Below are 25554 nucleotides of genomic sequence, written 5' to 3'. Positions count from 1 at the left end.
GGTCAGTCCTGACTCGTTGTAATACGGTTTAGATTTCCTGGGAGGAAGATTCGGTTTTTTCCGATTCTTTTTCCGGTGATTCTTTTTTGCTGATCAACCCGCTGGTGGCATCGTTGAGTGCCTGTTCGGCAGCCTTGTGGGTATCGTCAATCGCCTGTTTGGCGCTTTCGGCGGCCTTGCCCATCAACTGTTGAGCGCTTTGCTCGGCCTGGTCGCAACCGGCCAATACCAGTAAAGATGTGATCAACAGCGCCGTGGCTTTAATTTTCATGATGCTTCCCTCGATAGAACGAACGGGACCGAAACGATGGCCCGTTGATAGCGATGCATTCTAGGGAAGCAAACACTTCAGGAAAATTCGTATTTTTGCGGTATATACTTCGATTTTTACGAACCAATACTTCCTTGCTTTTATGTAGAAGCTGCCGAAGGCTGCTCTTACAGGGACCGTACCTATGTTGAATTATCGACAACTGCATTATTTTTGGGTGGTGGCCAAGACCGGCAGCATCGTGCGCGCCTGCGAACAACTGAACCTCACGCCGCAAACCATCAGCGGGCAGATTTCATTGCTGGAACAGACCTTTGGCATCGAGTTGTTTCGGCGCGTCGGACGACAACTCGAACTGACCGAGGCCGGACGCCAGGCACTGCCCTACGCCGAGCAAATGTTCCAGCTGGGTGGCGAACTGGAACTGATGCTGCGGGCACAACCCAATGAGCAGCAAATTCTGTTTCGTGTCGGGGTGGCCGACGTGGTGCCCAAGTCCATCGTCTATCGCCTGATTGCACCGACCATGGAGCTGAGCGAACCGCTGCGCATCACCTGCCGCGAAGACAAGCTTGAACGTTTGTTGGCCGACCTGGCGATCCAGCGCCTGGACCTGGTGATCTCCGATAGCCCGATGCCGTCGCACCTGGACATCAAGGGCTACAGCCAGAAACTGGGTGAGTGCGGGATCAGCTTCTTCGCCACCCCTGAGTTGGCGGCACGCTTCGGTCAGGACTTCCCGCGCAACCTGCACGGTGCGCCACTGCTGATTCCAGGTCCGGAAACCGTGGTGCGCAGCCGTTTGCAGCGCTGGTTCGCCGAGCAGCAGATCCAGCCGCAGATTGTCGGCGAGTTCGACGATAGCGCCCTGATGCAGGCCTTCGGCCAATCCGGCAGCGGGATCTTCATCGGTCCGAGCGTGATTGCCGATGAAGTGCGACGCCAGTATGGCGTGCAAGTGATCGGCCAGACCGATGCGGTGAGCGAGTCGTTCTATGCCATCTCAGTGGAGCGCAAGGTCAAGCACCCCGGCATTGTCGCCATTACCGAAGGTGCCCGACGCGAGCTGTTTACAGCGCTGTAACCGCTTCGCGCGGCTTGAACGTCATCAGGGCGATGGCCAGCAGGATCGAAGCCAGAATGAAAGCGGCGGCGGCAAAGCCAAGGCCTTGCAGGCCGACGCTGTCGATCACCCGACCACCGATCATCGCGCCCAGGCCGATGCCGAGGTTGGCCCCGGCGATGTTCAGCGACGCGGCAAATGCCGGCGCTTCGGGCGCGGCTTTCATCAGGCGCACATGGCTGACCAGGAACAACGCCGCCTGAGTCACGCCCCAGATGCCCATCGCCGCCGCCAGACCGAGCGGCGAATGGATGTTCGGCACCAGCGCCACCAGACCGGCAATCATGAACGCGCAGAACATCATTGACGCCATCAGCGGATGCCGATCCACCGCCCGGCCGCCCAGGGAGTTGCCGATCAACCCGACCGCGCCGAAGCCCATCAGGCACCAGCCGACCAGTGTGCCGTTGAAGCCGGCCAGACGCTCGAGGATGTCGGCCAGATAGGTATAGGCCGTGAACATGCCGCTGAACACAATCACCGACAGCAACACATGACCGAGCATCAGCGGGCTGCGCAGGATCTTGAACTGCGACACAAAGCTCACCTGATGCTGGTGCAGGTTGGTCCTGGGCAGATAGATAAACAGCAGCAGCGCCTTGGCAAAGGCGATGACCGCCAGAATCGCAAAGGCACTGCGCCAGCCGAACGCATCGGAAATCAGCGTGCCCACCGGAATGCCGAACACAGTGGCGCAGACAATGCCGAAGCCGATCTTGGCGATGGCGCGACCGGCGTAATCCGGCCCGACGATGTCCACCGCCGTTTCGCTGGCCAGCGCCCAGAACACCGGTAGCCCCAGCGCCGGGATCAACCGGGCAAACGCCATCACCCAGATGTTCGGCGCCAGCGCCGCCAGCGTATTGGCCAGGCCAAACAGGATCAGTACCGAGATGAACAGCTTGCGCCGCTCGAAGCGGGCGAACCAGGCCGTCAGGAACGGCCCGAACGCGGCCACGGTAAACGCGAACAAGGTCACCAGCAAACCGGCCTGCGGGATGCTGACTTCCAGGTCCCTGGCGATAGCCGGCAACAGGCCAACGATGATGAATTCCGTGGTCAGCACCGTGAAACCGGCGGCAGACAACAGAAGAATGGGCAACAACCGCATGCACAACTCCAGAAAACGACGACACCAGCGATAGCCCGAAGGCCCACTGGCAGACATGAAAATGAGGATGGCGAATCTTAACAGAGTGTTTTCGGATGCGGTTGCACGAACCTGCAATTCGCGTTGAAGACCAGGGCGGCAGTTCGTCACAGGTCTGAAGGATCATACCTGCGCTGTGATAAAGTCCGCGCCCTGAAAAAGTACACCCTGTGGTTAATGCCGATTATTTAAGGGCAAAACCTGTGGGAGCGAGCTTGCTCGCGATGGCGGACTGTCAGACAACGCAACTATGGACTGTGCCACCGTCATCGCGAGCAAGCTCGCTCCCACAAGAAATGCGACGTTCAACACCTTAAAAGACATTGATCCCTGTGTTTCCTTCTCGGTTTCCTGCCTGCGGCCTGCCCTGTTTGTTGCCGCAAACCTGCGAAACCATGCATTAATAAAAAATCAGAGATGCTGTTTTATGACTGCTTCATCCCCTTCTCTATTACACCGCATTAAACGCTTGAGCCTGGTCACACAGATCGTGGTCGGCCTGATCGCCGGTATTACCCTGGCCCTGTTGGCCCCCGACGTGGCGAAATCCACGGCGTTCATTGGCAAAGTGTTTGTCTCGGCACTGAAAGCCGTCGCGCCGATTCTGGTGTTCGTGCTGGTCATGGCGTCGATTGCCAACCACAAGCACGGCCAGGAAACCCACATCCGGCCGATTCTGTTCCTGTATCTGCTGGGCACTTTCGCCGCGGCCGTGGTCGCGGTGGTTGCCAGCATGACGTTCCCGTCCAGCCTGGTGCTGTCGACCCAGGACGTCGCGGTCACAGCGCCAGGCGGGATTGGCGAAGTGCTGCAAAGCCTGTTGCTGAGCGTGGTCGACAATCCGGTCAGCGCGCTGATGAACGCCAATTTCATCGGCATTCTGGCGTGGGCCATCGGCATGGGCATCGCCATCCGCCATGCCGGCGACACCACTCGTGAAGTGCTGGGCGACCTGTCCAACGGCGTGACCGTGATCGTGCGCCTGGTGATCAGTTTCGCTCCACTGGGCATCTTCGGGCTGGTGGCCTCGACCCTGGCCACCTCCGGCTTCGGCGCCTTGATCGGTTATGCGCACCTGCTGGCCGTGCTGCTGGGCTGCATGCTGTTCGTGGCACTGGTGATGAACCCGATCATTGTCTTCTGGAAACTGCGCCGCAACCCGTACCCGCTGGTGCTGACCTGCCTGCGCGAAAGCGGTATCACCGCATTCTTCACCCGCAGTTCGGCGGCGAACATTCCGGTCAACCTGGAATTGAGCAAGCGCCTGGGCCTGCACGAAGACACCTACTCGGTATCGATCCCGCTGGGCGCGACCATCAACATGGCCGGCGCGGCGATCACCATCACCGTGCTGACCCTGGCCGCCGTACACACCCTGGGCATCACCGTGGACATTCCCACCGCGATCCTGCTGAGCGTGGTCGCAGCGATCTGCGCCTGTGGTGCTTCGGGTGTGGCCGGCGGTTCGCTGTTGCTGATTCCGCTGGCATGTAGTCTGTTCGGCATCCCGAGCGAAATCGCCATGCAGGTGGTGGCGGTCGGGTTCATCATCGGCGTGTTGCAGGACTCGGCGGAAACCGCGCTGAACTCGTCCACCGATGTGCTGTTCACCGCGGCGGCTTGCCTGGGTGAAGAGGCAAAAACAGAGCGCCTGGCCTGACACAAATCCCTGTGGGAGCGAGCTTGCTCGCGATAGCGGTGGGTCAGTCAACATCAATGTTGAAGGTTACACCGCCATCGCGGGCAAGCCCGCTCCCACAGGGTCGGCGGTGTATTTGAAACATATGCGTGTATGAAAAAGCCCGCCAAGGCGTAAACCTTGGCGGGCTTTTTTGTACCCGGGCGGTTTAGAACGCGCCCATGTAGTCGCGCTTGCCCACTTCCACGCCGTTGTGACGCAGCAGTGCATAAGTGGTGGTGACGTGGAAGAAGAACTGCGGCAGGCCATAGGTCAGCAGGTAGGACTGGCCGCTGAAGCGCTTCTCTTTAGGCGTGCCCGGACGGGTGACGATCTCGATGCCTTCCTTGCCGTTGATCTGCTCAGGCGTGAACTCGCCGATGTAAGCCAGAACTTTGCTCAGCAGCGCTTGCAGTTCGGCGAAAGTGGTTTCGGTGTCGTCGTACTTCGGCACTTCAACTTCGGCCAGACGGGAAGAAACGCCCTTGGCGAAATCAACGGCGATCTGTACCTGGCGCACCAGCGGGAACATGTCCGGGAAGAGGCGCGCTTGCAGGAAGGCGTTAGGGTCGATGTTTTTTTCAGTGGCGTGAGCCTCGGCCTTTTTCAGTACATCGCTCAGGGCATTGAGCATTTGCTGGAAAACAGGCACGGAAGCGTCGTACAGGGAAATGGTCATGGCAGGTCTCGTATGGTGACGGGAGGATCGCGGGAAACCTGTGGGAGCGAGCTTGCTCGCGATGGACGTGAACGATAACGCGTTCTGTCTGAATACACGCGTCGCGCTGGAGTCCATCGTCGGAACGCCGCCCGGAGCAAGCTCGCTCCCACAGGGGTTCGATTTTGGCCGATTATAGCCGCGTGCCGCCCATCCGAGACCGGTCTTTTTCAGCTGCCGTACACTTTGGCCGCCGGGACCGCTTGCATCAGCAGCTGCGCGACAGCATCCCCCATCTCGCCAACCGCCCAGCGGCCCTGGCGATCCAGTTGCGGGCCACGGCGCCAGCCATCGGCGATCGACAACTTGCCACCCTCGACTTCGAACATCTGCCCGGTCACCTCGGCGGACGCCTCGGAACCCAGCCACACCACCAGCGGCGCGACGTTTTCCGGGGCGAAGTAATCGAAGCCCGCTTCAGGCTTTTTCATGGTGTCGGCGAACACCTGCTCGGTCATTCCGGTACGCGCGGCCGGCGCCAGGGCGTTGGCGGTGATCCCGTAACGGCGCAGTTCAGCCGCCTGCACCAGCGTCAGCGAAGCAATACCGCCCTTGGCCGCCGCATAGTTGGACTGTCCAATGGAACCCTGTAAACCGGCGCCGGAACTGGTGTTGATGATCCGCGCATCGACCTTGGCGCCGCTCTTGGCCTGCTCACGCCAGTACTTCACGGCGTGGCTGGAAATGCAGAAGTGGCCCTTGAGGTGCACGGCCACCACGGCGTCCCAGTCGGATTCGCTGAGGCTGGCGAACATGCGGTCACGGCAGATGCCGGCGTTGTTGACCACCACGTTCAGGTCGCCAAAGGTTTCGATGGCCTGGCGCACGATCAGCCCTGCCGAGTCATAACGGGTGATGTCGTCGCTGTTGGCCACGGCACTGCCGCCCTGGCCGAGGATTTCGCCGACCACGGCCAGGGCCGCTTCGCGGTTGATGTCGTTGACCACCACCTTCGCGCCTTCGGCAGCGAAGGCCATCGCGTAGGCGCGGCCCAGACCACCGCCGGCACCGGTGATGATCACGACGCGGTTTTCACAGATTTTCATGAGTCTATTCCTTCAAATTCTTCACTAATCGACACAATCCCCTGTAGGAGCGAGCCTGCTCGCGATGGTCGTTAACGAATACGCGGGGTATCTGAATAACCGCGTCGTTCTTGAGTCCATCGCGAGCAGGCTCGCTCCTACAGGATCGGTGTGATTCCTGATTACAAACGTTCGATGATGGTCACGTTGGCCTGCCCACCGCCTTCGCACATGGTCTGCAGGCCAAAGCGTCCGCCGCTGCGCTCCAGCTCATGCAGCAGGCTGCACATCAAACGGGTGCCGGTGGCGCCCAGCGGATGGCCGAGGGCAATCGCGCCGCCGTTGACGTTGGTCTGTTCGTGGGGATAGCCCGTCTCTTTCAACCAGGCCATGGCCACCGACGCGAAAGCCTCGTTGATCTCCACCCGGTCGATGTCTTTCAGTTTCATCCCCGCACGCTTGAGCGCGTAGGCCGTGGCCGGGATCGGGGCGGTGAGCATCCAGATCGGGTCTTCGGCACGCACGCTAAGGTGATGGATGCGTGCCCGTGGCGTCAGGCCGTAACGCTTGAGCGCCGCCTCCGAGACGATCAGCATCGCGCTGGCCGCGTCGCAGGTCTGGCTCGACACTGCCGCGGTGACCCGGTCACAGCCGAACAGGAATTCCAGCTCGGCCATTTTTTCCAGGCTGGTCTGGCGCGGCGTTTCATCGTGCAGCACGCCGGCCAAGGGCACGATCTCGCGGTTGAAACGGCCTTGCTCGATGGCCTGCAGGGCCCGTCGATGGGACTCCAGCGAATAGGCTTCAAGCTGCGCCCGGGACAGGTCCCACTTTTCGGCGATCATCTGCGCCGAACGGAACTGCGTCGGCGGTTGCGCACCGTAGCGCCGCACCCAGCCTTCGGAGCCGCTGAACGGATCGGTGAAGCCCAAGGGCTCGGCAGCGATCATCGCCGAGGAAATCGGGATCTGAGTCATGGTCTGCACGCCACCGGCGATGACCACGTCCTGGGTGCCGCTCATCACCGCTTGCGCCGCGAAGTGCACCGCTTGCTGGGACGAACCGCACTGGCGATCGATAGTGGTGCCCGGCACTGATTGCGACAGGCCGGCCGCCAGCCAACTGGTGCGGGCGATGTCACCGGCCAGCGGGCCGATGGTGTCGACACAGCCGAAGATCACGTCGTCGTAATCCTCGTCGGGAATGTCATTGCGCTCGACCAGTGCGCGCAAAACATGCGCGCCCAGATCGGCGGCGTGAATCTGGCTCAGACCACCCTTGCGCCGCCCGGTGGGCGTGCGCAGGGCGTCGACGATATAGGCTTCAGGCATGGTCTACCTCGGTGAAAAAATTGAAATCTGGTATTGAGAGCGCCGAAAAACCTGTGGGAGCGAGCTTGCTCGCGATGAGGCCGACACATCCAACATTGATGCCATCTGACGCACCGCCATCGCGAGCAAGCTCGCTCCCACAGGGATGTAGTCACCCTTACTGACGGGTTAAAACGTACTGCCCGCGCCCAGCGCCGATTTGCCGTCAAACAGCGCCGCACGAATCCGCCCTTTGTGATGGCCGCGATCGCCCCAGACCTTGTCCAGCGCCCACGCGCGTTTCATGAACAGATGCAGGTCGACTTCCCAGGTGTAACCCATGGCGCCGTGGGCCTGGATGGTGTTCTTCGCCGCCAGCATGGCCGCTTCCGCCGTTGCCAGCTTGGCGTGGGACACCAGCACGTCCTGCCCCGGTTGCTGCTCGGCCAGCGCATAAGCGGCGCGGTACAGCGGACCTTTGGCGAACTCGATCTGCACCGCGACGTTGGCCATCAAATGCTTGACCGCCTGGAACGAGCCGACCGGCTTGCCGAACTGCTTGCGCTCGAAGGTGTAGTCCACCGCCAGGTCGACCATGCGTTTGGCCAGCCCCAGCAATTGCGCAGCGCTGGCGAGAGCGCCTCGGTTGAAGGCGGCCGCCCACAGTTGCCTTCCTTGTTCGCCGCTGGCTACGCAAGTAGCGGGAGTCGGCGTCCATTCGACCTGGAACAGTTGACGGCTCGGGTCGACCGACTCGTTGCGGGTCAGGCGCACGGCATTGCGCTCCAGTGCATGCACTTCATCGCCATGGGCCAGCAACAGCAGATCGGCAACATGGGCATCGCTGACCAGCGGGTTCCCCGGTTCAGAAACGGTCAGACGTGCACTGCCCTCGGCAACTCGCGCCAACCAGTATTGCTTGAGCGTCGCGTGTTGCTCATCGAGGGCGGCGAGCATCGGCACGCCCACCAGCATGGTGTCCACCAGCGGTTCGGGCAGACCGGCGTAACCGCATTCCTGGGCAATCAGCACGAAATCCAATTCATTCATGCCCATGCCGTCCTGCGCCTCGGGCACGGTCAGCGCGGTCAGGCCCAGTTCCACCAGTTGCGCCCAGAGTCGCTCACTGCGCCCGCCGTCGCTCTGCCACAGTTCGCGAATGCGTTCCGGGGTGACTTCGTTGATCAGGAAGCTGCGGACGTTGTCCTGAAACAGCAGTTGGTCGCGGCTGAAACTAAAGTCCATGGTCTATTCCTCAGGCACGCGGCATGCCGAGCATGCGTTCGGCAATGATGTTGCGCTGGATCTCGTTGGTGCCGGCGTAGATCGGCCCGGCCTGGGCAAACAGGAAACCGTCCAGCCAATGGCCGACGTCACCGGCGGCCGGGGCTTGCGGCAGCAGCTCACCACGCAGGCCAAGAATGCTCATGGCGGTGTCGTGCATGCGCTGGTCGAGTTCGGACCAGAAGATCTTGTTGGTCGACGATTCCGGCCCGATCTTGCCGCCCTGCACCAGTTGCGAGGCCGTCATGTAGGTGCTCAGGGTGTAGGCCTCGGCATCGAGCCAGGCGCGCATCACCGCCTCACCGATGGCCGGGTCGCGGTCGGCCTGCTCGCGGTTAGCCAGGTACAGCTGCACCAGACGCTTGGCGGTTTCCTGGAAACGCGCCGGCGAGCGCAGCAACAAACCGCGCTCGAAACCGGCGGTGGACATCGCCACGTGCCAGCCCATGCCTTCGCCGCCGAGGGCGTTTTCCACCGGCACCTTGACGTCGTCGAAGAAGATTTCGGCGAAACCCGGCAAACCATTGAGCTGCGGAATCGGCCGCACGGTGATGCCCGGCGTATTCAGCGGCAGCAGGATGAAGGTCAGGCCGTGATGGCGCTGGGACTGTGGATCGGTACGGAAAATACCGAACACCCAATCGGCCCACACCGCGCGGGTCGACCAGGTCTTCTGGCCATTGATCACGTAGTGGTCGCCCACCCGTTCCGCCTTGGAGCGGATCGCCGCCATGTCGGAACCGGCACCCGGCTCGGACCAGGCCTGGGCCCAGATGTCTTCGCCGGTGGCCATGCGCGGCAGAAACCGAGCCTTTTGTTCTTCGCTGCCGTACTCCATCAGGGTCGGGCCGAGCAGGAAGATACCGTTCTGGTTGACCCGTGCCGGTGCCCCGGAACGGTAGTATTCCTCCTCGAAAATCAGCCACTCGATCAGGTCGCAGCCGCGCCCGCCGAGTTCGGTCGGCCAGGTGACCATGCCCCAACGGCCTTCGTTGAGCTTGGCTTCCCAGGCGCGGTGCTCGGCAAAGCCCTGTTCGGTGTCGAACGATTGCAGCGGTTCACTCGGTACATTGGCCGCCAGCCAGGTTCGCGCCTCAACGCGAAAGGCCTGCTGGGCCGGGGTATAGGTCAGGTCCATGGATATGCCTTCAGCCGTTGAATCGGGCATCGCGTTTCTCGACGAACGAGTCGCGTGCTTCCTGAGAGTCCAGTGAGCGGTAGGCTTCGAGGGTGAAGCCCTGCTCCCAGCGGTATTTGTCTTCCAGATTGCCGTCTTCGATGCCTGTCAGCGCTTCCTTGGCCAGGCTGATCATGCCCGGGCTCTTGGCGGCGATGGTGCGGGCGATCTGCAACGCGGCTTCGCGCAAGTCTTCGCGCTTGACCACCTGCTCCACCGCGCCCAGGCGGTAAGCTTCGGCGGCGTCGATCGGCTCGCCGGTGAAGTACATGTGGCGGACCTTCTGCACCGGGAACAGGCGCTGCAAATGCGCGCCGCCACCCATGGCCCCGCGATCCACTTCCGGCACGCCGAAGGTGGCGCACTCGGACGCGACAATGATGTCGGCAGCGCCGCAGATGCCGATGCCGCCGCCCAGCACGAAGCCGTGCACGGCCACTATCACCGGTTTCGGGTTGCGGTGAATGGCCTTGAAGCTGTCGTAGTTGCCCTTGTTCACCGCGACGATCAGGTTGCCGTCGGCGGCCAGTTCCTTGATATCGACCCCGGCACAGAAGCCGCGACCTTCAGCACGGATCAGGATCACCCGCACGTCGTCGTTGCGGCCCAGGCCCTCGATCTCGCTGGCGATATCAGCCCAGCCCTGGTTGTTGAAGGCGTTGACCGGTGGCCGGTTGAACACCAGTTCGGCAATGCCGTGTTCGATGCTGACGCTAAATGGTTTCATGGTTTCCTTCCTTCACAATGCATGGCCCCTTACGACACACGGCAGCACAGTTCGCCCAGGCGCGCTTCGGCGTCGCGGACGATCTGTTCAATCAATTGGGCGCAGCTGGGCAAGCTGTCGATGGATGCGGCGATCTGTCCGGCAGGCAACACGCCCGCGGCCGGTTGCCCGTCGACCATGGCTTTCTGGATCACCATCGGCGCGTTGGCGGCCATGATGCTTTGCGCGGCGGTCAACTCTCCGGCACCGCGCATCTTCAGCGCGCTGGTCAGCAGTTGCGTCAGGCTCATGCCCGTGTGGCGGCGGTAGGCCAGACCACTCTGCAAGGCCAGCAACAGGCGCTTGAGACCGCCGCTGTTTTCCAGCTGGTTGAGCAACTCGTTGCGGATCATCCGTTGCGGCATGCCGTCGATGGCGCGGCTGATGATGATCGCGGCCGGGTCCTTGACCGCCAGGTAACGCGCCAACGTCGCCTGCGGCACCGGGCTGTCGGCGCACATCAAAAAACGCGTGCCCATGGCGATGCCTTCAGCACCGTAGGCCAGGGCCGACACAAGGCCTTTGCCGTCCTTGAAACCACCGGCCGCCACCACGGGCACCGAAACCGCATTGACCACTTGATCAAGCAGCATCAAGGTCGGCACGGAACCGGTGTGCCCACCGCCCTCGCCGCCCTGTACGGTCACCGCATCGGCGCCCATTTCCACGGCTTTCTGCGCATGCTTGAGCGCGCCGACCGTGGGAATGCACACCACCCCGGCATCTTTCAGGCGGCTGATCATTTGCTTGCCCGGCGAACGGCTGTAGCTGACCGCACGGACTTTATGGCGCAACACCAGCTCGACGATCTCGCCGGCATTGGCCTGGTACATGTGGAAATTCACCCCGAACGGCTGATCGGTCAGGCGCCGGGTTTCGATAATCGCCGCTTCCATCTGCTGCGGTTCGATGGTCGCCCCGGCGAGAAAACCGAAACCACCGGCATTGCCCGTGGCCGCCACCAGTTTCGGATCGGCGACCCAGCCCATGGCGGTCTGGATGATCGGATAGCGGCAACCGAGCAGCTCGGTCAGGCGGGTATTCAACGAAATCGCCATGCTCACGCCTCGCCCGTTTTGCGCTGGGAACTGGCCATGGCCTTGGCGTCGTAGCCGCCGAGGCGGTCGCCGGACACCAGTTCGTTGTGGGCATGGGCGAAGTGATGCAGGCCGAACACCATGTCCATGGTCGCGCGCTTGCCCATCAGGTCTTCGGCGTTGTTCACCGCTTGCTTGCTCAGTTGCAGGCCCAGGCGCGGCATCTGGGCGATGCGCCCGGCGATGTCGAGGGTCTGTTGTTCCAGCTCGTCGCGCGGCACCACCCGATTGAGCATGCCCATCTGATAGGCACGCGGTGCCGGCATGCGTTCGCCAAGGAACAGGAATTCCTTGGCGATGCGCGGGTTCAATTCATGCACGTGGGCGAAATACTCGACCCCGGGAATGCCCATGCGCACCACCGGATCGGCGAAGTACGCATCCTCGCTGGCGACGATCAAGTCACACACCCAGGCCAGCATCAGCCCACCGGCAATGCACGCGCCCTGGACCATGGCGATGGTCGGCTTGGGCATCTCGCGCCAGCGTCGGCACATGCCCAGATAGACTTCCTGTTCGCGGGCATAGAGAAACTCGCCGCCCGGCTTGTTCACATGGTCGTACCACAGGCTGGCGCGATCGAAGCTCTTGTCGACGTCGCGGCCCGGGGTGCCGATGTCATGCCCGGCGGAGAAATGCTTGCCGGCGCCGCGCAACACGATGACCTTCACTTCATCGTCATCGCAGGCCCGGCGAAACGCCGCGTCCAGCGCATAAGTCATCTGCGAGTTCTGTGCGTTGTGGTACTCGGGGCGGTTCATGGTGACGATTGCCACCGCGTCGCGCACTTCGTACAGGACCACCTCGGCCTCGTTCTTGTCGTTATGTTCAGCCATCACTTGTCTCCGAAAACGCGGGCGCTCAGCGCTGGCCTGGCGGGTTGTCTTTAAGCTGCAGGGCGCGCAGGTTGTGCGGGTCCAGACGCTGGATCAGTTGCAATTGCTCGGTGGTCGGGGCTGCGGTGGTCGGGCAGTCGTCCGGCACGTGCAACTCGAAGCCGGTGTTGTCCTGGACCTGCGCCGCCGTCACGCCGGGGTGCAGCGAACGGATGCGCATCTGCCGTTGCGGGCCTTGGAAATCCAGGACGCAGAGGTCGGTGATGATCAGGCGAATGTCGATGTCGTCCAGCTTCCAGCCACGCGCCAGGCGGGCCGGGTTGTAGCCGACCGAAGCGACCATATCGACCTCGCCTTCGACGAACACCCGACGGTTGTGGCTCGGCACGCAAAACGAGTTGGCGTGGCTGACCGAGTTGCCGGGGAAACCGCGCACACCGAGCATCTGCGCCTTGGGTTTGGCGTAGTCGCCGATGCAGGAAATGTTCGCCTGGCCAAAGCGGTCGATCTGGGTCGGGCCGACCAGTGCATGGCGCTTGCCGCCCCAGACGTTGTCGAAAATCCGCGAGAAACCCATCCAGCTGTCGCGCTTGGGCTCGTAGCCCTTGCGCGCGCCCAAAGGCACCGGTTCGGCGACCATGTAGGCTTCGGAGTCGGTCATCAGCAGTTGCGGGTTGCTGGTCAGCATGGCCAAGGATGCTGCCAGGCGCGGGATCACACCGATGCCGGTGGCCAACACTTCGCCGTCTTCGCGCCAGGCTTCAGAGGCGGCGCAGATCATCAGTTCGGCGAGGCTGTAAGTGGTAGTGCTCATCGCAAGGCTCCCTTAGAAAATCGGCAACGGCAGTTCACGGATCGCAGCCAGGCCGCCAACCTTGTCCAGGTACTGTTCGTGGGTGCAGTCGACGTAGTCGCGCACGTAACCTTCCCAGCCATCGGCCGCCTGTACGGTGGCGTTGTAGGCCTTGAAGTGCGCGACGTCGAAACCGTACAGCGGCGCGCAGGACGACGGATGCGCACCGCCCGGCACGTGGGCCACGGCTGTGGTCAGGTTGCGTTCCCAGAACACTTGATGGGCATGGGCGCTGTCCTGATGGAAGTACTCGCTGTCGACCAGTTCATCGCAAGTCACGTAGCTGTGGGTCGCGGCCCGCACGAACAGGTCGTCCATGTAGTGATCCGGGCCGCTGATCTGGCACACGCCGCGTTTGTCGGCACGGTCGACATGCACCAGCGCCGCGTCGAGCTTGAGGGCCGGCATCGCCACCCAATCCTTGCCATCGGCGTAGGGCGAGGCGATCAACTTGATCTGGCGGTTGTGGCGCAGCACATCGGTGCCCAGGCCCACGGCGGTCGGAATGAACGGCACATTCATCGCCGCCGCCCGCAGGCCGAGCAGCAGCATGCCTTCGTCGATTTCCATCACGTCCAGCGCGGCTTCCTGGCGCGCCTTGCGGAAGTACGGCTCCAGCGGAATGAAATCCAGGGAGACGAAGGCGAACACCAGTTTCCTGATCTTGCCGGCGGCGCAGAGCATGCCGACATCCGCACCGCCGTAGGCGACCACGGTCAGGTCCTTGAGATCCGAGCGCAGAATTTCGCGCACCAGCGCCATCGGCTTACGGCGCGGACCCCAGCCACCGATACCGATGGTCATGCCGTCACGCAGTTGGCCGACGATCTCGGCGGTGGTCATTTGCTTGTCCATCGTCATGTTCCTCATTGGCGACCGACACTGAAGTCGTGGCCCCAATGGCTGACCACGGTACTTTCGAACGGCGTGTGGCGGTCCCAGTCGACCACCAGGCCGTCGCAGCCGTACTCCAGGTCAAACCCGGACGGGGTCTTGATATAGAAAGAAATCATCTGGTCGTTGGTGTGCTGGCCGAGGGTGGCCGACAGCTTCACGCCATTGGCGTGGACGCGATCCAGGGCGCGACCGACTTCGTCCAGCGCGTTGACTTCGACCATCATGTGCACGCAGCCATGGGGCATCGGGCACTCGAAAATCGCCAGCGAGTGGTGGCGACCGTTGTTGCAGTGCAGGAAGTGGATGCGCTTTTGCGGCTCGGCCGGGTCCGGGGTGAAGCGGACTTTCATCAGGTCCGACAGGCCGAATCCCATCACTTGTTCGTAGAAGTCGCGGCAGCGTTCGAAGGCCGGCGCCGGCAACACCACGTGGCCCATGCCGAGGTCGTTGGTGACAAAGCCTTTGACGCCCACCGGCGAAACAAAACGGGCGAAGTCCTGCAGCGGGCCCCAGAAAATTTCGTGGCGGTTGCCATCCGGATCGCTGAAGTGCACCAGCTCCTGAACCTTGCGCAGCTCGGCTTCGGACGCGGTGCCACGGGTCACTTGCACGTCGGCCTGCTGCAGCTCCCTGACCGCCTGCTCCAGCGCCGCTTTGCCGGCCACTTCCCAGCCGCAGGCACCGAAACCGTTCTCGGCACTGTTCTGCACCAGCACGCGGTAATGACGCTCGTCCATTTTCAGGTACAAAAGCTCATCGTCGCCGCTGACCATCATGCCCAGCACCTGGCTTGCGTAGTGGCGCCATTGCGCCAGGTCGCTGGATAACAGGGTGACGTAACCCAGACCGCGGATATCCATGGATGCACTCCTCGTTTTACTCAGGCCGTGCCGCCCTTCGGCGACTGCCGGGGGAGACTTTATGTAGGGGCTATTTGTAGGAGCTATTCAAACGGGTTCGGGGAGGGGCAACATCGTCCAATGGGACTAGCGGATTTGATGGCGCGGAACATGAAAAACCTGTGGGAGCGAGCTTGCTCGCGATGGCGGAGTGACAGTCAACAGAGCTGTTGGATGACAGGGCCTCATCGCGAGCAAGCTCGCTCCCACAGGGGTAAGTGGTGTTGCGGGTTTATGTAGGCGGATCGATTTGATCCAGCACACGGTTCGCGGTGATCTCGGCGAGCATGACGCTATTGGAGATGCCCAGCAGTGCATTACGGTCACCGCCCTCCAGATGATCCACCAGTTGATGCACCATCACATCCACCGAGGCCAACGTCTCGACCAGATAAACCACCAGAGTTTCGGTCGTGGCCTCAGGGGCGACGCTGAACAACGTGCTGATTGTTCGAGGGGTGGCTCTGATATCGGCGGTCGAGGGGAAGTGGGAAGCGAGGGCTCGCTCGGCGGCTTCGTTGAGTTTTTTGGAATCGGGTTCGTATGGGGATGCCGGATCGGTGTCCGGCGGATTGGGCGTTACCTTGAACATTTACGACTCTCCAATAATGTGGAGCCGTCACCGACTTGCGACTAAACGAGAGGTGGCAGCTGTACGCAGGTTAGTCGACCGGGGAGAATCGAAACCGGCGCGCCCGAAGGCGCCCTGCGCACAGCTACCATAAAGTGCAGGCATGAAATGACCTGACTGTCTGGATGCAAATGCGCTTCGATTGACCACGGGCGACTAAACCCGATCACTGATGGGCAGTGACACGAATCAAGTTACCGAGCGGCCCCAAGGCGCACAAGCCGGCGGATTCTGGCGTACCTGTAGGCAACGACGCAAGGCGTTGTAGCTTTCAAGAAGTGATTCCGGCAGGCATTAAACAACCCTCACAAACACCCATAGGAGCTGCCGAAGGTGTCGTGGCTGTGGGATTACTGCAGGTATAAAAAAACGGGCCATAAATGGCCCGTTTGAGGAAAGTGCGATTGTGTTCACAACCGAGGAAAATCCTACAGGCTCAAGACGCTGCGCATTGTCTCTGTGATTACTGGGTAGACTTGGCTTCTCGCACTTTCTTTTGCTCTGCCAGGGCTATTTCCTTGAAATCATAAGTCGGAAAGAACTCTGTCCGGTAGCTTCCCCACGCGGTGTTTTCAAGTGCGAGGTTGACCGCTGCGAGACGCGAGGCAGGCAGGCGTAGAACGATGACCTGTCCTATCCCCATGGTTATATTCCAGCTGACAACCTCCACCCCGGCAGGAGGGAACACCTTGTAGAAATCCTGTTTGGCGAGTTGCTCTTTCAACTCTCCCAATGGACGCGATTGATCGTGCTTCAGGAAAACAGTCAGCATGAGTGCATTATCTGGCGTGGCGATAGCGTCTTTTGCGGCCGAAGGCGTTGTCGGCTGTGCATGGGCGCCAGCCGAGTATATTCCGGCCAGTAGTAACGTAGACATCAATAGCGTTCTGAATTTCATACTCATGTTGCACCTTTTATTTTGGGTTTTTATGGATGCTACTTCAGAGTGGCGTCATTTAACGCGGACGCCTTGAAGTATCGAAATAATTACTTAATAAATGACTGCCGAAAGGCGTTTAGTGCGACATTGAGGTCTTTAAAGGTCCTCTGTAGGGCGCATGGACCACATAGATCCGGACAGGGGCATTGGTATCCACCATGTCGCGAGGTACCTCTCGTGAATAGGTGAACTCTTCGTCATTCAACTTTTCCAGTCTTCTGACCACCGTCCTGACCGTTCCTTTATCAGGCACCAGGATATGCGTTGTTTTGTCACCGGTGACAAGGAAGTAACCGCCGCCGCCATTGTCATATTTTGATTGCCCGGTATCGGTATAAAAAAATTCATAGCGATTACGTCCGGGATCCCACATTGATATTCCAACAACACCCGGATATTTTTCCTTGACGTCTACTTCCGGGGCTCCCTCTATATAAACCTTGGTTGTCAACCATTGAGGAGATGTGGCCAATGCCTGAATATCAGTCTTATCCTCCATCTGCTTTCCGTGGCTGACAAGTGGACTGAGTAATCCAGCGAGGAGCAGGCATTTAAACATTGCGTGGTATTTTCGCATGGAATAATTCCTTGCCGAGTTTAGTGGTGACGTTTGCTTGTTGTTTTTGCTCTCGTAAAAAAATAATCACTGCGAGCAGCTAATGAAATATAGGAGCGATATCAGTAACCCACAATACCAGGTATATATTTGCAACAACTGCAGCAGTAATGACCTTCAATAAAGCCCAACAAAATAATGGGCGTTTGAATCTCTTCGTCAAGACCCGGAAACCCCTGTAGGAATTATCTCTGGTCGTGATTTTCTGATCTTGATCTTCTCGGAGTCGATGGAAAATAGAGATCAAAAGATAGCAAACCGCGGCAGTTCCTGGCGTTGCGTTATACAGGTGGTGAGATTTGGTCCAGTACCCGGTTCGCCGTGATCTCCGCCAGCATCACAATATTTGAAATACCCAGCAAAACATTGCGTGAACTGCCCTCCAAATGGTCGACCAGGTAATGGACCATGACATCGACCGAGGCCAGCGTCTCGACCAGCTACACCGCCAGGATTTCGGTCGTGGCCAGTGACGCGAACTTGCGCAATAACCTGTAGGAGCGAGCCTGCTCGCGATGGTCGTCAACGATGACGCTGAAAGCCTGACACCCCGTGGCGTTCTCCGGTTTATCGCGAGCAGGCTCGCTCCTACAAGGGGTATGCGGTGTTCAATCTTTATTCGGCAGGCATAAAAAACGGGCCTTGGGGACCCGTTGGAAAGTTGGCCTGACGTCCGTGCCTGGCCTGAAATGCGGTCAAACTGTGGGAGCGGGCTTGCTCGCGAAGGCGGTGTGTCAGGCAGCATAAATATTGAATGTGCCGGCCTCTTCGCGAGCAAGCCCGCTCCCACAGGGGTTGTGGGGTTTGACCCGCATCAACCCTTGCGGAAGTGCGGAATCACCTTCTCGCCAATGTTCTTCAGTGTCTCGAGCTGCGCCCACTGCGGCACAGTGCCCATCTGGCAGATGAACAGGATTTCGTCGGCGCCGGCGTCGATCAGCCGCTGCACGTAGCCGATGCAATCCTCGACGGTGCCGTAGGCGTGGTTCGGGTTCATCATGGCCATGGTCGGGTCGGAGAAGTCGACGCTGACTTCTTCGGAGGCGAAGCGCGACTTGATCACGCTCTGGCCGTTGCCGTCGACGAAGGTGTCGTCCTTCCACTTCTCTGGATCCGGGCGCTCGCCACCGCCGTACCAGTAGCCCAGGGATTCCATGAAGTAACGCTGGCCACGGATACCAATGCGGCGCGCTTCTTCGTTGTCGTCCAGCACGATGGCCGGGCACAGCGCGGCGATGTGCCGGTTCGGGCGGAAGCCCACTTGCTTCTTCTCATCGCGGTTGTCGTAGGCCGAGTGATACACCTCAACCTTCTTGGCGATTTCTTCCGGGCCACCGAAGCCCAGCACCAGCGCACCCATGCCGCGACCGCCGGCATTCTTCAGCGACTCGGTGTTGGTACACGCCAGGTACATCGGCGGGTGCGGGTCCTGATACGGCTTTGGATGAATCGGGCGCTTGGGGATCTGCACGAAGTCGCCGTTGTGCTCGATCTCGTCCTGCACGAACATTTTCGGGATCAGGTACATCATCTCGTCGATCTGCGGCTGCAGGGTCGCCAGGTCGTAGCCGAAGGTGCCGGCTTCCTGCTGGGTGCCGCCCTTGCCGACGCCAAAGTGCACACGGCCCTTGGACAGCAGGTCGAGGGTGGCGATGCGCTCGGCGACTTTCACCGGATGGTTCATCGCTGGAGGCAGGCAGACCACGCCGTGGCCGATACCGATGCGCTCGGTTTTACCGGCCACGAAAGCCAGCATGGTTTCCGGCGCGGACATGTGCGAGTAGTTGCTCAGCGCCGTGTGCTCTACGCACCAGAAGGTGTCGAAGCCGAGCTTGTCGGCCAGCACGGCCTGCTCGACCGTGTCTTCGAAAATCTTGCGGTCGCCTTCGCGGCTGGAGTCCACCGTCTGGGCTTCGTAAATCAGGGAAAATTTCATGGTTGATCCTTGTGCTTATTTGGATGCGCAGTCGGCGCCGTAGACCTTCGCCTTACCGCCAATGCTCGTGCATCGACGGGGCGCTCGAATCACGCAAACGGACTAGCCCGTTTCATAGAAAAAGAGCTGTAGGGAAGCGTCAGAGGAAAAAGTCGCTGCTGTCCTGCCCCATGCTCACGCCGCCAAGGTTCCAGGCGTACTTGGCCGGGCTGTTGGCAACGTGGGCGCGACCGGTGTGAATGTCGCGGAAGGCACGGTTGATCGCGTGACTGCGGAAGATCGTCGAAGCACCGCTGTTGAACATCAGGTCGCCAACCGCCTTGGCGCACTTGTCGGCCACCAGCGCCGAGTCGTAACGCATCTTCACCCGCTCAGGCATGCTCAACGGCTCGCCCTTCTGCGCGCGCTCCAGCATCAGGGCGAAGTTGCGATGCAGCACGGTCTTGCATTCGTCGACGCAGACCAGGGCATTGGCCAGGGCCGATTGCGCAGCCGGGTCCTGGACCATCTTGCGACCGTCATTGACCCCGACCCGGGCGCGGTTGTGCTCGACAAACTGATCCACCGCGCCTTGCAGCGCGCCGATAGCGGACGACGACACCGCACGCACGAAAATCTGCCCGAACGGCAGGCGGAACAAGGGCGCGGTGTTCACCGCATTGCCCGGACTGTTCTGCATGAAACCGTCGAGCGCGCGATGGGTGCGGTACTCGGGGACGAAGGCGTTTTCCACCAGAATGTCGTGGGAGCCGGTGGCTTCAAGGCCCATGACATTCCAGTTGTCGAGAATCTGGTAGTCACTGCGCGGCACCAGGAACGTCCGGTAATCCGGCGCCCCGCCCGCCTCTTCCGGCGGCACCAGCGCACCGAGGAACGCCCAATCGCAGTGCTTGCTGCCGGAAGAAAAGCCCCAACGGCCGCTCAACTTGAAACCACCGTCGACCCGCTCGACCTTGCCCACCGGCATATAGGAAGACGAGATCAGCACGCTGGAATCGCTACCCCAGACATCCTGCGCCGCGCGGTCGTCGAACAGCGCCAGCTGCCAGTTGTGGATCGCCACCACCCCCAGCACCCAGGCCGAGGACATGCAGCCTTCGGCCAGGGTCATCTGCACGTCGAAGAAATCCTTGGGCTCCAGCTCATAGCCTTCCCAACGGGACGGTTGCAGGATGCGAAAGAACCCGGCGTCGTGAAAATCCTTCAGGGTTTCTTCAGGCAACTGCCCGGCTTGCGCAGCATTCAGGGCGCGCTCACGCAGGATCGGCACCAACTCACGGGCACGTTGGCTCAGACGCTGGCGAATCAGGTCTTGGTTGAGCATTTTTATTGTTCTCCTTTGTTCACCCCATCCGCCGGGGCGCGCGTGCAACGGGGCGGGTGTAGTGCCCCTACGCTGGCATTCAAACAATGCGCAAAGCGGCGGGCATCCCTCAAACGGACCATGTGGGATTGCGGAACGGGTCTCTGGGGGTGTATCTGAAAGGGATGTGTTTGCTGGCAGGCCGCCTTCGCGAGCAGGCTCGCTCCCACAGGGAACCGGGTTGTTCACAGCATTTGTGAGCAACACAGATCCAATGTGGGAGCGAGCCTGCTCGCGAAAGCTGAGTATCAGCCAGCAGAGATGTTGAATGATCAACCCCCTTCGCGAGCAAGCCCGCTCCCACAGAAGAGCAAAAGCAGAGCAGCCCACACCGCGCCGCTTCTCACCACTCATCAGGCCGAGCGTTAGCTCGCCTGCAGCTATTGATCTTGATCCACCCGCCCCCTCGGCAGGCTGAGCGCAGGTGTTCATCCGGGGATGGGCGCGCAGCGCCGTTCGACGCAGTCGAACTCATTGCATGTAGGTCGAAGCGAAGCCGACCGGAGGGCAATGCCCCCGGATGAATACCGGAGCGAAGGTACCCCGAGCCTCAGCGAGGGGCCGTACGTAAGGGGCGAGCGTTTTTTTGCTTACTTTTTTTAGGCGCTTGTAAAAAAAGTGAGTCGCCGTCAGGGCGAAACCATAAGCCGCCGTTACCGCAGCAACGGATATGTACACAACACAACAACAGCCTGGTCGGCCCAGAGGCCGCCAAGGCCTAGTCCCCTCGGACGATGTTGAGTCTGTACACCAGAGCAAGAATCCATCGCACTCCACCCCCAACAAAAAAGGCCCAGTGCGATGAACGACGCCAATCTCAAAGCCGACATGCTCCAGGCCATGCGCCGCCTGGCCAAGTCCGTCACCATTATCAGCACCAGCAATGGCTCCGAACGCTTCGCCATGGCCGCCACCGCGGTCGACTCCCTGAGCACCGAGCCGCCATCGCTGCTGATCTGCGTCAACAAGACCGCCTCGCCCCACGCCGCACTGGCGACCGGCGCCGACTTCTGCGTCAACATCCTCGGCGTCGACCAACAAGACCTGGCCAACCTGTGCAGCGGCGCGATCAAGGGCGAAGCACGCTTCGACCGTGGCAACTGGCTCACCAGCCCCGGCGGCATTCCTTACCTGGGTGACGCACAGTCGGCGATCCTCTGCCGCCAGGACGGCCACTTCAGCTACGGCACCCACACCGTGTTCATCGGACGCATTCTGCAGATCCACACCACTGACGCCATCACCCCGCTGGTCTACCTCGACGGCAGCTACACCACCACCGCCAAACCCGCACCTTCTCTCGCAGCCGCTGGCTGAGGCCCGAACATGGACAGCCTGAACCGGTTGACGGCGTTGCGAGTGAACAGCGCCGACCCGTTGCCATGGGATGACCGCTGCGACTTGCTGATCGTCGGGTTTGGCGGAGCTGGCGCCTGTGCCGCCATCGAAGCCAGCACTCGCGGCCTGTCGGTGCTCGCACTGGATCGCTTCGAAGGCGGCGGCGCCACGGCACTCAGCGGTGGCGTGGTCTATGCCGGCGGCGGTACGCCGTATCAGCGCCAGGCTGGCTATGAAGACACCAGCGACGCCATGTTCAACTACCTGCGTCAGGAAGTCGGCGAAGCCGTCAGCCACGAGACATTGCGCGCGTTCTGCGAAGGCAGCCGTGAACAACTGGCATGGCTGGAACAACAAGGCGCGGCCTTCGAAGCCAGCGTGCCGCCGCATAAAACCTCGTACCCTAGCGACCAGTACTACCTCTATTACTCCGGCAACGAAGCCGTGCCGGCCTATGCCGCCAGCGCCAGACCAGCGCCCCGCGGTCACCGCACCAAAGGCCCGGGCATGTCCGGCGCCAGTCTGTTCGCCCCGCTCAAGGCCAGCGCCTTGCGCCACGGTGCACGCCTGCGCAGCCAGTGCGAAGTACGGCGGCTGGTGCTCGACCTCGACGACAAGGTCCTCGGCGTCGAAGCCTGGCAGTTGCCGTCGGGTAGTCGCGCTGCCAAACAACATGCGCGCCTGTCGCGCTGGGCCGCGGCCATTCATATGTACGCTCCGGCCTTGGCCGACCGCTTGCGCGCCCGTCAGCGTCGCATCGAACAGACCAGCGCCATCCGCCAATTGATTCGCGCCGAACAGGCAGTGCTGTTGAGCAGTGGCGGCTTTATTTTCAATCGTGATCTGGTGCGCCAACACGCGCCGCAGTACCTGGCCGGTCTGCCGCTGGGCGCCACCGGGTGCAACGGCAGCGGCATCGCCCTGGGTCAGAGCGCCGGGGCCAGCGTGGCACGGATGGACAAGATCAGCGCCTGGCGTTTCATCAATCCGCCGCTGGCCTGGGCCCGCGGGCTGATCGTCAATGCCCGCGGACAACGTTACGCCAACGAAGAAATCTATGGCGCGACCCTCGGCCACGCCATGGTCGAAGAACAGGATGGCCGCGCCATTCTGGTGCTCAACCGCGCACTGGTACGTGAGGCATTGAGTCAGGTCGGTCCCGGCAAGGTATGGAATTTCCAGCGCCTGCCGGTGCTCCTCAACCTGCTGTTCAACGCCAAGCGCAGCACCAGCCTCGCCGGCCTGGCCAAGCGCTGCAACCTGCCGCCGGAACTGCTGCGCCAAAGTGTCGAACGCTATTCCCGCGCGGCACGGGGCGAGGTGGCCGACGAATTCGGCAAGTCCGCAGCGATGCTCGCCAACCTCGACCAGGGCCCGTGGTACGCCCTCGATCTTTCATTCGCCAGCAAACTGTTCCCCTGCCCGGTCATCACCTTGGGCGGGTTGAAAGTCTGCGAGGCCAGCGGTCGGGTGCTGGACCCTGCCGGCCAGCCAATAGACGGCCTGTACAGCGCCGGCCGCAATGCGGTCGGGGTCGCCTCCAACCTGTATGTCTCCGGCCTGTCACTGGCCGATTGCATCTATTCCGGTCGCCGGGCTGCCGCCCACGTGGCCGACCAATTCGCACTTCAAACCGCACGATCAGGAGAACAACAATGCAACGTGTAGAAGGCAAAGTCTGCATCATCACCGGCGCCGCCAGCGGCATTGGTCGCGAAGACGCCCTGCTGCTGGCCCGCGAAGGCGCCAAAGTCGTACTGACCGACCTCAACGAAGAAGCCGGTCGCCAGGCGGCCGCAGAAATCGGCGCCAACGCGCTGTTCATCCGCCACGACATCGCCAGCGAAAGCGACTGGCAACACGTGGTCAAGACCACCGTCGAACACTTCGGCCGCCTCGACGTACTGGTCAACAACGCCGCGATCCTGGCCCTGGGCAGCATCGAAGACACCACCCTGGAGCTGTGGCAGAAGGTGCAGAAGATCAACGGCGACGGCTACTTCCTCGGTTGCAAGTACGCCATCCAGGCGATGAAGGAAAGCGGTGGCGGCTCGATCATCAACATGTCGTCAGTCGCCGCCCTGGGCGCCATGCCGATGTTCTGCGCCTACTCGGCGTCCAAAGGCGCGGTGGCGGCGATGACCCGTTCCATCGCCCTGCACTGCAAGCAGCAGGGCTATCGCATCCGCTGCAACAGCGTGCACCCCGATGGCGTGAACACGCCGATGACCCAGGCCCTGGCCGGCGGTCAGCCGATCCCGCAGGAAGCGCTGGACCAGGACCCGATGAACCGCATGGCCGCGCCACGGGACATTGCCAACGTGGTGCTGTTCCTCGCCACGGACGAGTCGCGGTTCGTCAACGGTGCCGAGATCCGCGTCGACAACGCCCAACTGATCAGCGGGCTCTGAGGTCGAGGTGAACATGGGCACGCAACAACAGAACCTGACCCCGGCCGAACACATGACGGCGAGCGTCTCATTGCAAGTGTGCGCGGTGATCGACGAGACCTTTGATGCACGCTCGCTGGTGCTGGATGTACCGCCAGACCTGCGTGAGCGCTTTCGCTACAAACCGGGCCAGTTCCTGAGTTTTCGCGTGCCCTTCGCCGGCAAACTGTTGACCCGCTGCTACTCCATGGCCAGCTCGCCCCTCGCGGACGCGCTGCCCAAGGTCACGGTGAAACGGGTTGACGGTGGCCGGGTGTCGAACTGGATGAACGAAGTGCAGATCGGCGACTGGCTGGAAGTATTGCCACCGGCCGGGCATTTCTACCTGGACCCGCAGGTGGACACCGAAAAGCCCCTGGTCCTGTTCGGGGGCGGTTCGGGCATCACCCCGGTGTTTTCCATTCTCAAATCAGTGCTCCATGGCAGCCGGCGGCCGATCAAGTTGATCTACGCCAACCGCGATGAGGCGTCGGTGATTTTCAAGGACGAGCTGTGCCAGCTGATCCAGGCGCATCCTGATCAACTGCACGTGGTGCACGTCCTCGATTCGGTGCAGGGCTTCCTGACGGACCATCAGGTCCGTCATCTGCTGCGCGGATCGGCCGGCGGCGACTACTTCATCTGCGGCCCGGGCCCCTTCATGGACACCGTGGAGCGCACGCTGCTGGCACTGGGCGAAGCGGCCGAACGCATTCATGTCGAACGTTTCGTCTCGCCACCGGACCCCGACGAGCTGTTGGCCGAAGAAGCCCTCGCCCGCGAGGCCGCGATGGGGTCGCAGTGCGAGGCGCTTATCGTCGAGCTCGACGGCCAGCAACACGAAATCGCCTGCCGCCCCGGCGACACCTTGCTGCAAAGTTGCAAAGCGGCTGGCCTCGATGTGCCATCGTCCTGCGAAGAAGGTTTTTGCGGCGCGTGCATGTGCGTGGTCAAGGAAGGTGAAGTCCAGTTGGCGCGCAACGACGTGCTGACCCCCAAGGAACTCGCCGACGGCTGGACGCTGGCCTGCCAGAGCCGACCGACGGGTGCCCGGGTACGCCTGAAATTCCCGGATTGAGGCTACGCATAACCCTGTAGGAGCGAGCCTGCTCGCGATGGACGTCAACGATAACGCGCCCTGTCTGAATGAACGCGGTGTCCAGACGTTTTTCGCGAGCAGGCTCGCTCCTACAGTTGAAATGTGCCGGACGGGAGAA

24 protein-coding genes and 2 pseudogenes are annotated in these 25554 nt (G+C 61.4%); 7 read left to right on the top strand and 19 right to left on the bottom strand.

All coding sequences use genetic code 11. The features are described from left to right. Positions 1-28: 28 nt before the first annotated feature. A complete protein-coding gene (locus tag PPUTUW4_RS08695) occupies positions 29-271 on the bottom strand; it encodes a hypothetical protein (RefSeq protein ID WP_015094294.1) in 243 nt (80 codons plus the stop codon). 184 nt (positions 272-455) lie between these two features. Here PPUTUW4_RS08695 and nhaR point away from each other — a divergent pair, with 184 nt between their 5' ends. Then, positions 456-1355 carry a transcriptional activator NhaR gene (gene nhaR / locus PPUTUW4_RS08690; RefSeq protein WP_015094293.1) on the top strand — a complete coding sequence of 300 codons (900 nt, stop codon included), beginning with the start codon at positions 456-458 and terminating at the stop codon, positions 1353-1355. Here nhaR and PPUTUW4_RS08685 read toward each other — a convergent pair. Then, positions 1342-2505, bottom strand: coding sequence for an MFS transporter (locus PPUTUW4_RS08685; protein ID WP_015094292.1), 1164 nt, complete (start codon positions 2503-2505; stop codon positions 1342-1344). The two genes, nhaR and PPUTUW4_RS08685, sit on opposite strands and share 14 nt — an antisense overlap. A gap of 466 nt (positions 2506-2971) precedes the next feature. Between PPUTUW4_RS08685 and sstT the strand changes: the two genes are divergently transcribed. After that, positions 2972-4204, top strand: a complete 1233-nt coding sequence (sstT, locus tag PPUTUW4_RS08680; RefSeq protein WP_015094291.1) for a serine/threonine transporter SstT — start codon at positions 2972-2974, stop codon at positions 4202-4204. A 187-nt stretch (positions 4205-4391) separates the two neighbouring features. On the opposite strand, the gene PPUTUW4_RS08675 is transcribed toward sstT, so the two are convergent. The 15 genes and pseudogenes from PPUTUW4_RS08675 to PPUTUW4_RS30155 all read right to left on the bottom strand — a co-directional run. Beyond that, positions 4392-4901: a DUF1993 domain-containing protein gene (locus tag PPUTUW4_RS08675; RefSeq protein WP_015094290.1), complete on the bottom strand. Its 510-nt coding sequence runs from the start codon at positions 4899-4901 to the stop codon at positions 4392-4394. A 209-nt stretch (positions 4902-5110) separates the two neighbouring features. Continuing rightward, a complete protein-coding gene (locus tag PPUTUW4_RS08670) occupies positions 5111-5986 on the bottom strand; it encodes an SDR family oxidoreductase (RefSeq protein WP_015094289.1) in 876 nt (291 codons plus the stop codon). Between the two features lie 161 nt (positions 5987-6147). Then, on the bottom strand, positions 6148-7296 hold the full coding sequence (locus tag PPUTUW4_RS08665) for an acetyl-CoA C-acetyltransferase (RefSeq protein WP_015094288.1): 1149 nt from the start codon (positions 7294-7296) through the stop codon (positions 6148-6150). Between the two features lie 168 nt (positions 7297-7464). Next, entirely contained in the window at positions 7465-8520 is a 1056-nt protein-coding gene (locus PPUTUW4_RS08660; RefSeq protein WP_015094287.1) for an acyl-CoA dehydrogenase family protein, read from the bottom strand. 10 nt (positions 8521-8530) lie between these two features. Then, on the bottom strand, positions 8531-9697 hold the full coding sequence (locus PPUTUW4_RS08655; protein ID WP_015094286.1) for an acyl-CoA dehydrogenase family protein: 1167 nt from the start codon (positions 9695-9697) through the stop codon (positions 8531-8533). Positions 9698-9707: 10 nt separating this feature from the next. Further along, positions 9708-10463: an enoyl-CoA hydratase family protein gene (locus PPUTUW4_RS08650; RefSeq protein WP_015094285.1), complete on the bottom strand. Its 756-nt coding sequence runs from the start codon at positions 10461-10463 to the stop codon at positions 9708-9710. 29 nt (positions 10464-10492) lie between these two features. Beyond that, positions 10493-11560 carry a nitronate monooxygenase gene (locus tag PPUTUW4_RS08645; RefSeq protein WP_015094284.1) on the bottom strand — a complete coding sequence of 356 codons (1068 nt, stop codon included), beginning with the start codon at positions 11558-11560 and terminating at the stop codon, positions 10493-10495. A gap of 2 nt (positions 11561-11562) precedes the next feature. Then, the gene (locus tag PPUTUW4_RS08640) at positions 11563-12435 is read right to left on the bottom strand and encodes an enoyl-CoA hydratase (protein ID WP_015094283.1); all 873 of its coding nucleotides are present in this window, start codon (positions 12433-12435) and stop codon (positions 11563-11565) included. A gap of 25 nt (positions 12436-12460) precedes the next feature. Next, positions 12461-13249, bottom strand: a complete 789-nt coding sequence (locus PPUTUW4_RS08635) for a CoA transferase subunit beta (RefSeq protein ID WP_015094282.1) — start codon at positions 13247-13249, stop codon at positions 12461-12463. A gap of 12 nt (positions 13250-13261) precedes the next feature. Then, on the bottom strand, positions 13262-14143 hold the full coding sequence (locus PPUTUW4_RS08630) for a CoA-transferase (protein ID WP_015094281.1): 882 nt from the start codon (positions 14141-14143) through the stop codon (positions 13262-13264). Positions 14144-14154: 11 nt separating this feature from the next. Continuing rightward, positions 14155-15045 (bottom strand): VOC family protein, encoded by an 891-nt coding sequence (locus PPUTUW4_RS08625; protein WP_015094280.1) that lies wholly within the window; start codon positions 15043-15045, stop codon positions 14155-14157. A 271-nt stretch (positions 15046-15316) separates the two neighbouring features. Beyond that, positions 15317-15676 (bottom strand): DUF6124 family protein, encoded by a 360-nt coding sequence (locus tag PPUTUW4_RS08620; RefSeq protein ID WP_015094279.1) that lies wholly within the window; start codon positions 15674-15676, stop codon positions 15317-15319. A gap of 502 nt (positions 15677-16178) precedes the next feature. Continuing rightward, positions 16179-16619 (bottom strand): hypothetical protein, encoded by a 441-nt coding sequence (locus PPUTUW4_RS08615; protein WP_041474815.1) that lies wholly within the window; start codon positions 16617-16619, stop codon positions 16179-16181. A gap of 112 nt (positions 16620-16731) precedes the next feature. Beyond that, positions 16732-17232: a DUF4822 domain-containing protein gene (locus PPUTUW4_RS08610; RefSeq protein ID WP_015094277.1), complete on the bottom strand. Its 501-nt coding sequence runs from the start codon at positions 17230-17232 to the stop codon at positions 16732-16734. Positions 17233-17552: 320 nt separating this feature from the next. Beyond that, positions 17553-17738 (bottom strand): annotated as a pseudogene (locus PPUTUW4_RS30155) (hypothetical protein); the annotation flags it as partial. 48 nt (positions 17739-17786) lie between these two features. Here PPUTUW4_RS30155 and PPUTUW4_RS30600 point away from each other — a divergent pair. Next, positions 17787-17864 (top strand): annotated as a pseudogene (locus tag PPUTUW4_RS30600) (outer membrane lipoprotein carrier protein LolA); the annotation flags it as partial. Between the two features lie 221 nt (positions 17865-18085). On the opposite strand, the gene PPUTUW4_RS08605 reads toward PPUTUW4_RS30600, so the two are convergent. Beyond that, positions 18086-19207 carry an LLM class flavin-dependent oxidoreductase gene (locus PPUTUW4_RS08605; protein WP_015094276.1) on the bottom strand — a complete coding sequence of 374 codons (1122 nt, stop codon included), beginning with the start codon at positions 19205-19207 and terminating at the stop codon, positions 18086-18088. Positions 19208-19346: 139 nt separating this feature from the next. Then, positions 19347-20531: an acyl-CoA dehydrogenase gene (locus tag PPUTUW4_RS08600; RefSeq protein WP_015094275.1), complete on the bottom strand. Its 1185-nt coding sequence runs from the start codon at positions 20529-20531 to the stop codon at positions 19347-19349. Between the two features lie 840 nt (positions 20532-21371). On the opposite strand from PPUTUW4_RS08600, the gene PPUTUW4_RS08595 reads away from it, so the two are divergent. From PPUTUW4_RS08595 to PPUTUW4_RS08580, 4 genes are read left to right on the top strand one after another with little or no spacing between them, the layout of a single operon-like run. Further along, positions 21372-21887 carry a flavin reductase family protein gene (locus tag PPUTUW4_RS08595; RefSeq protein WP_015094274.1) on the top strand — a complete coding sequence of 172 codons (516 nt, stop codon included), beginning with the start codon at positions 21372-21374 and terminating at the stop codon, positions 21885-21887. A 9-nt stretch (positions 21888-21896) separates the two neighbouring features. Continuing rightward, positions 21897-23576 (top strand): FAD-binding protein, encoded by a 1680-nt coding sequence (locus PPUTUW4_RS08590; protein WP_015094273.1) that lies wholly within the window; start codon positions 21897-21899, stop codon positions 23574-23576. Then, positions 23564-24319: a glucose 1-dehydrogenase gene (locus PPUTUW4_RS08585; protein WP_015094272.1), complete on the top strand. Its 756-nt coding sequence runs from the start codon at positions 23564-23566 to the stop codon at positions 24317-24319. The genes PPUTUW4_RS08590 and PPUTUW4_RS08585 overlap by 13 nt, the downstream gene beginning before the upstream one ends. 13 nt (positions 24320-24332) lie before the next feature. Then, positions 24333-25415: a ferredoxin--NADP reductase gene (locus PPUTUW4_RS08580; RefSeq protein WP_015094271.1), complete on the top strand. Its 1083-nt coding sequence runs from the start codon at positions 24333-24335 to the stop codon at positions 25413-25415. Positions 25416-25554 lie beyond the last annotated feature (139 nt).

The sequence above is a fragment of the Pseudomonas sp. UW4 genome (assembly GCF_000316175.1).
Lineage (GTDB): Bacteria > Pseudomonadota > Gammaproteobacteria > Pseudomonadales > Pseudomonadaceae > Aquipseudomonas > Aquipseudomonas laurylsulfatiphila.
The sequence above is the reverse complement of the archived record's forward strand: the minus strand, read 5'-3'. Positions and strand labels throughout refer to the sequence as shown.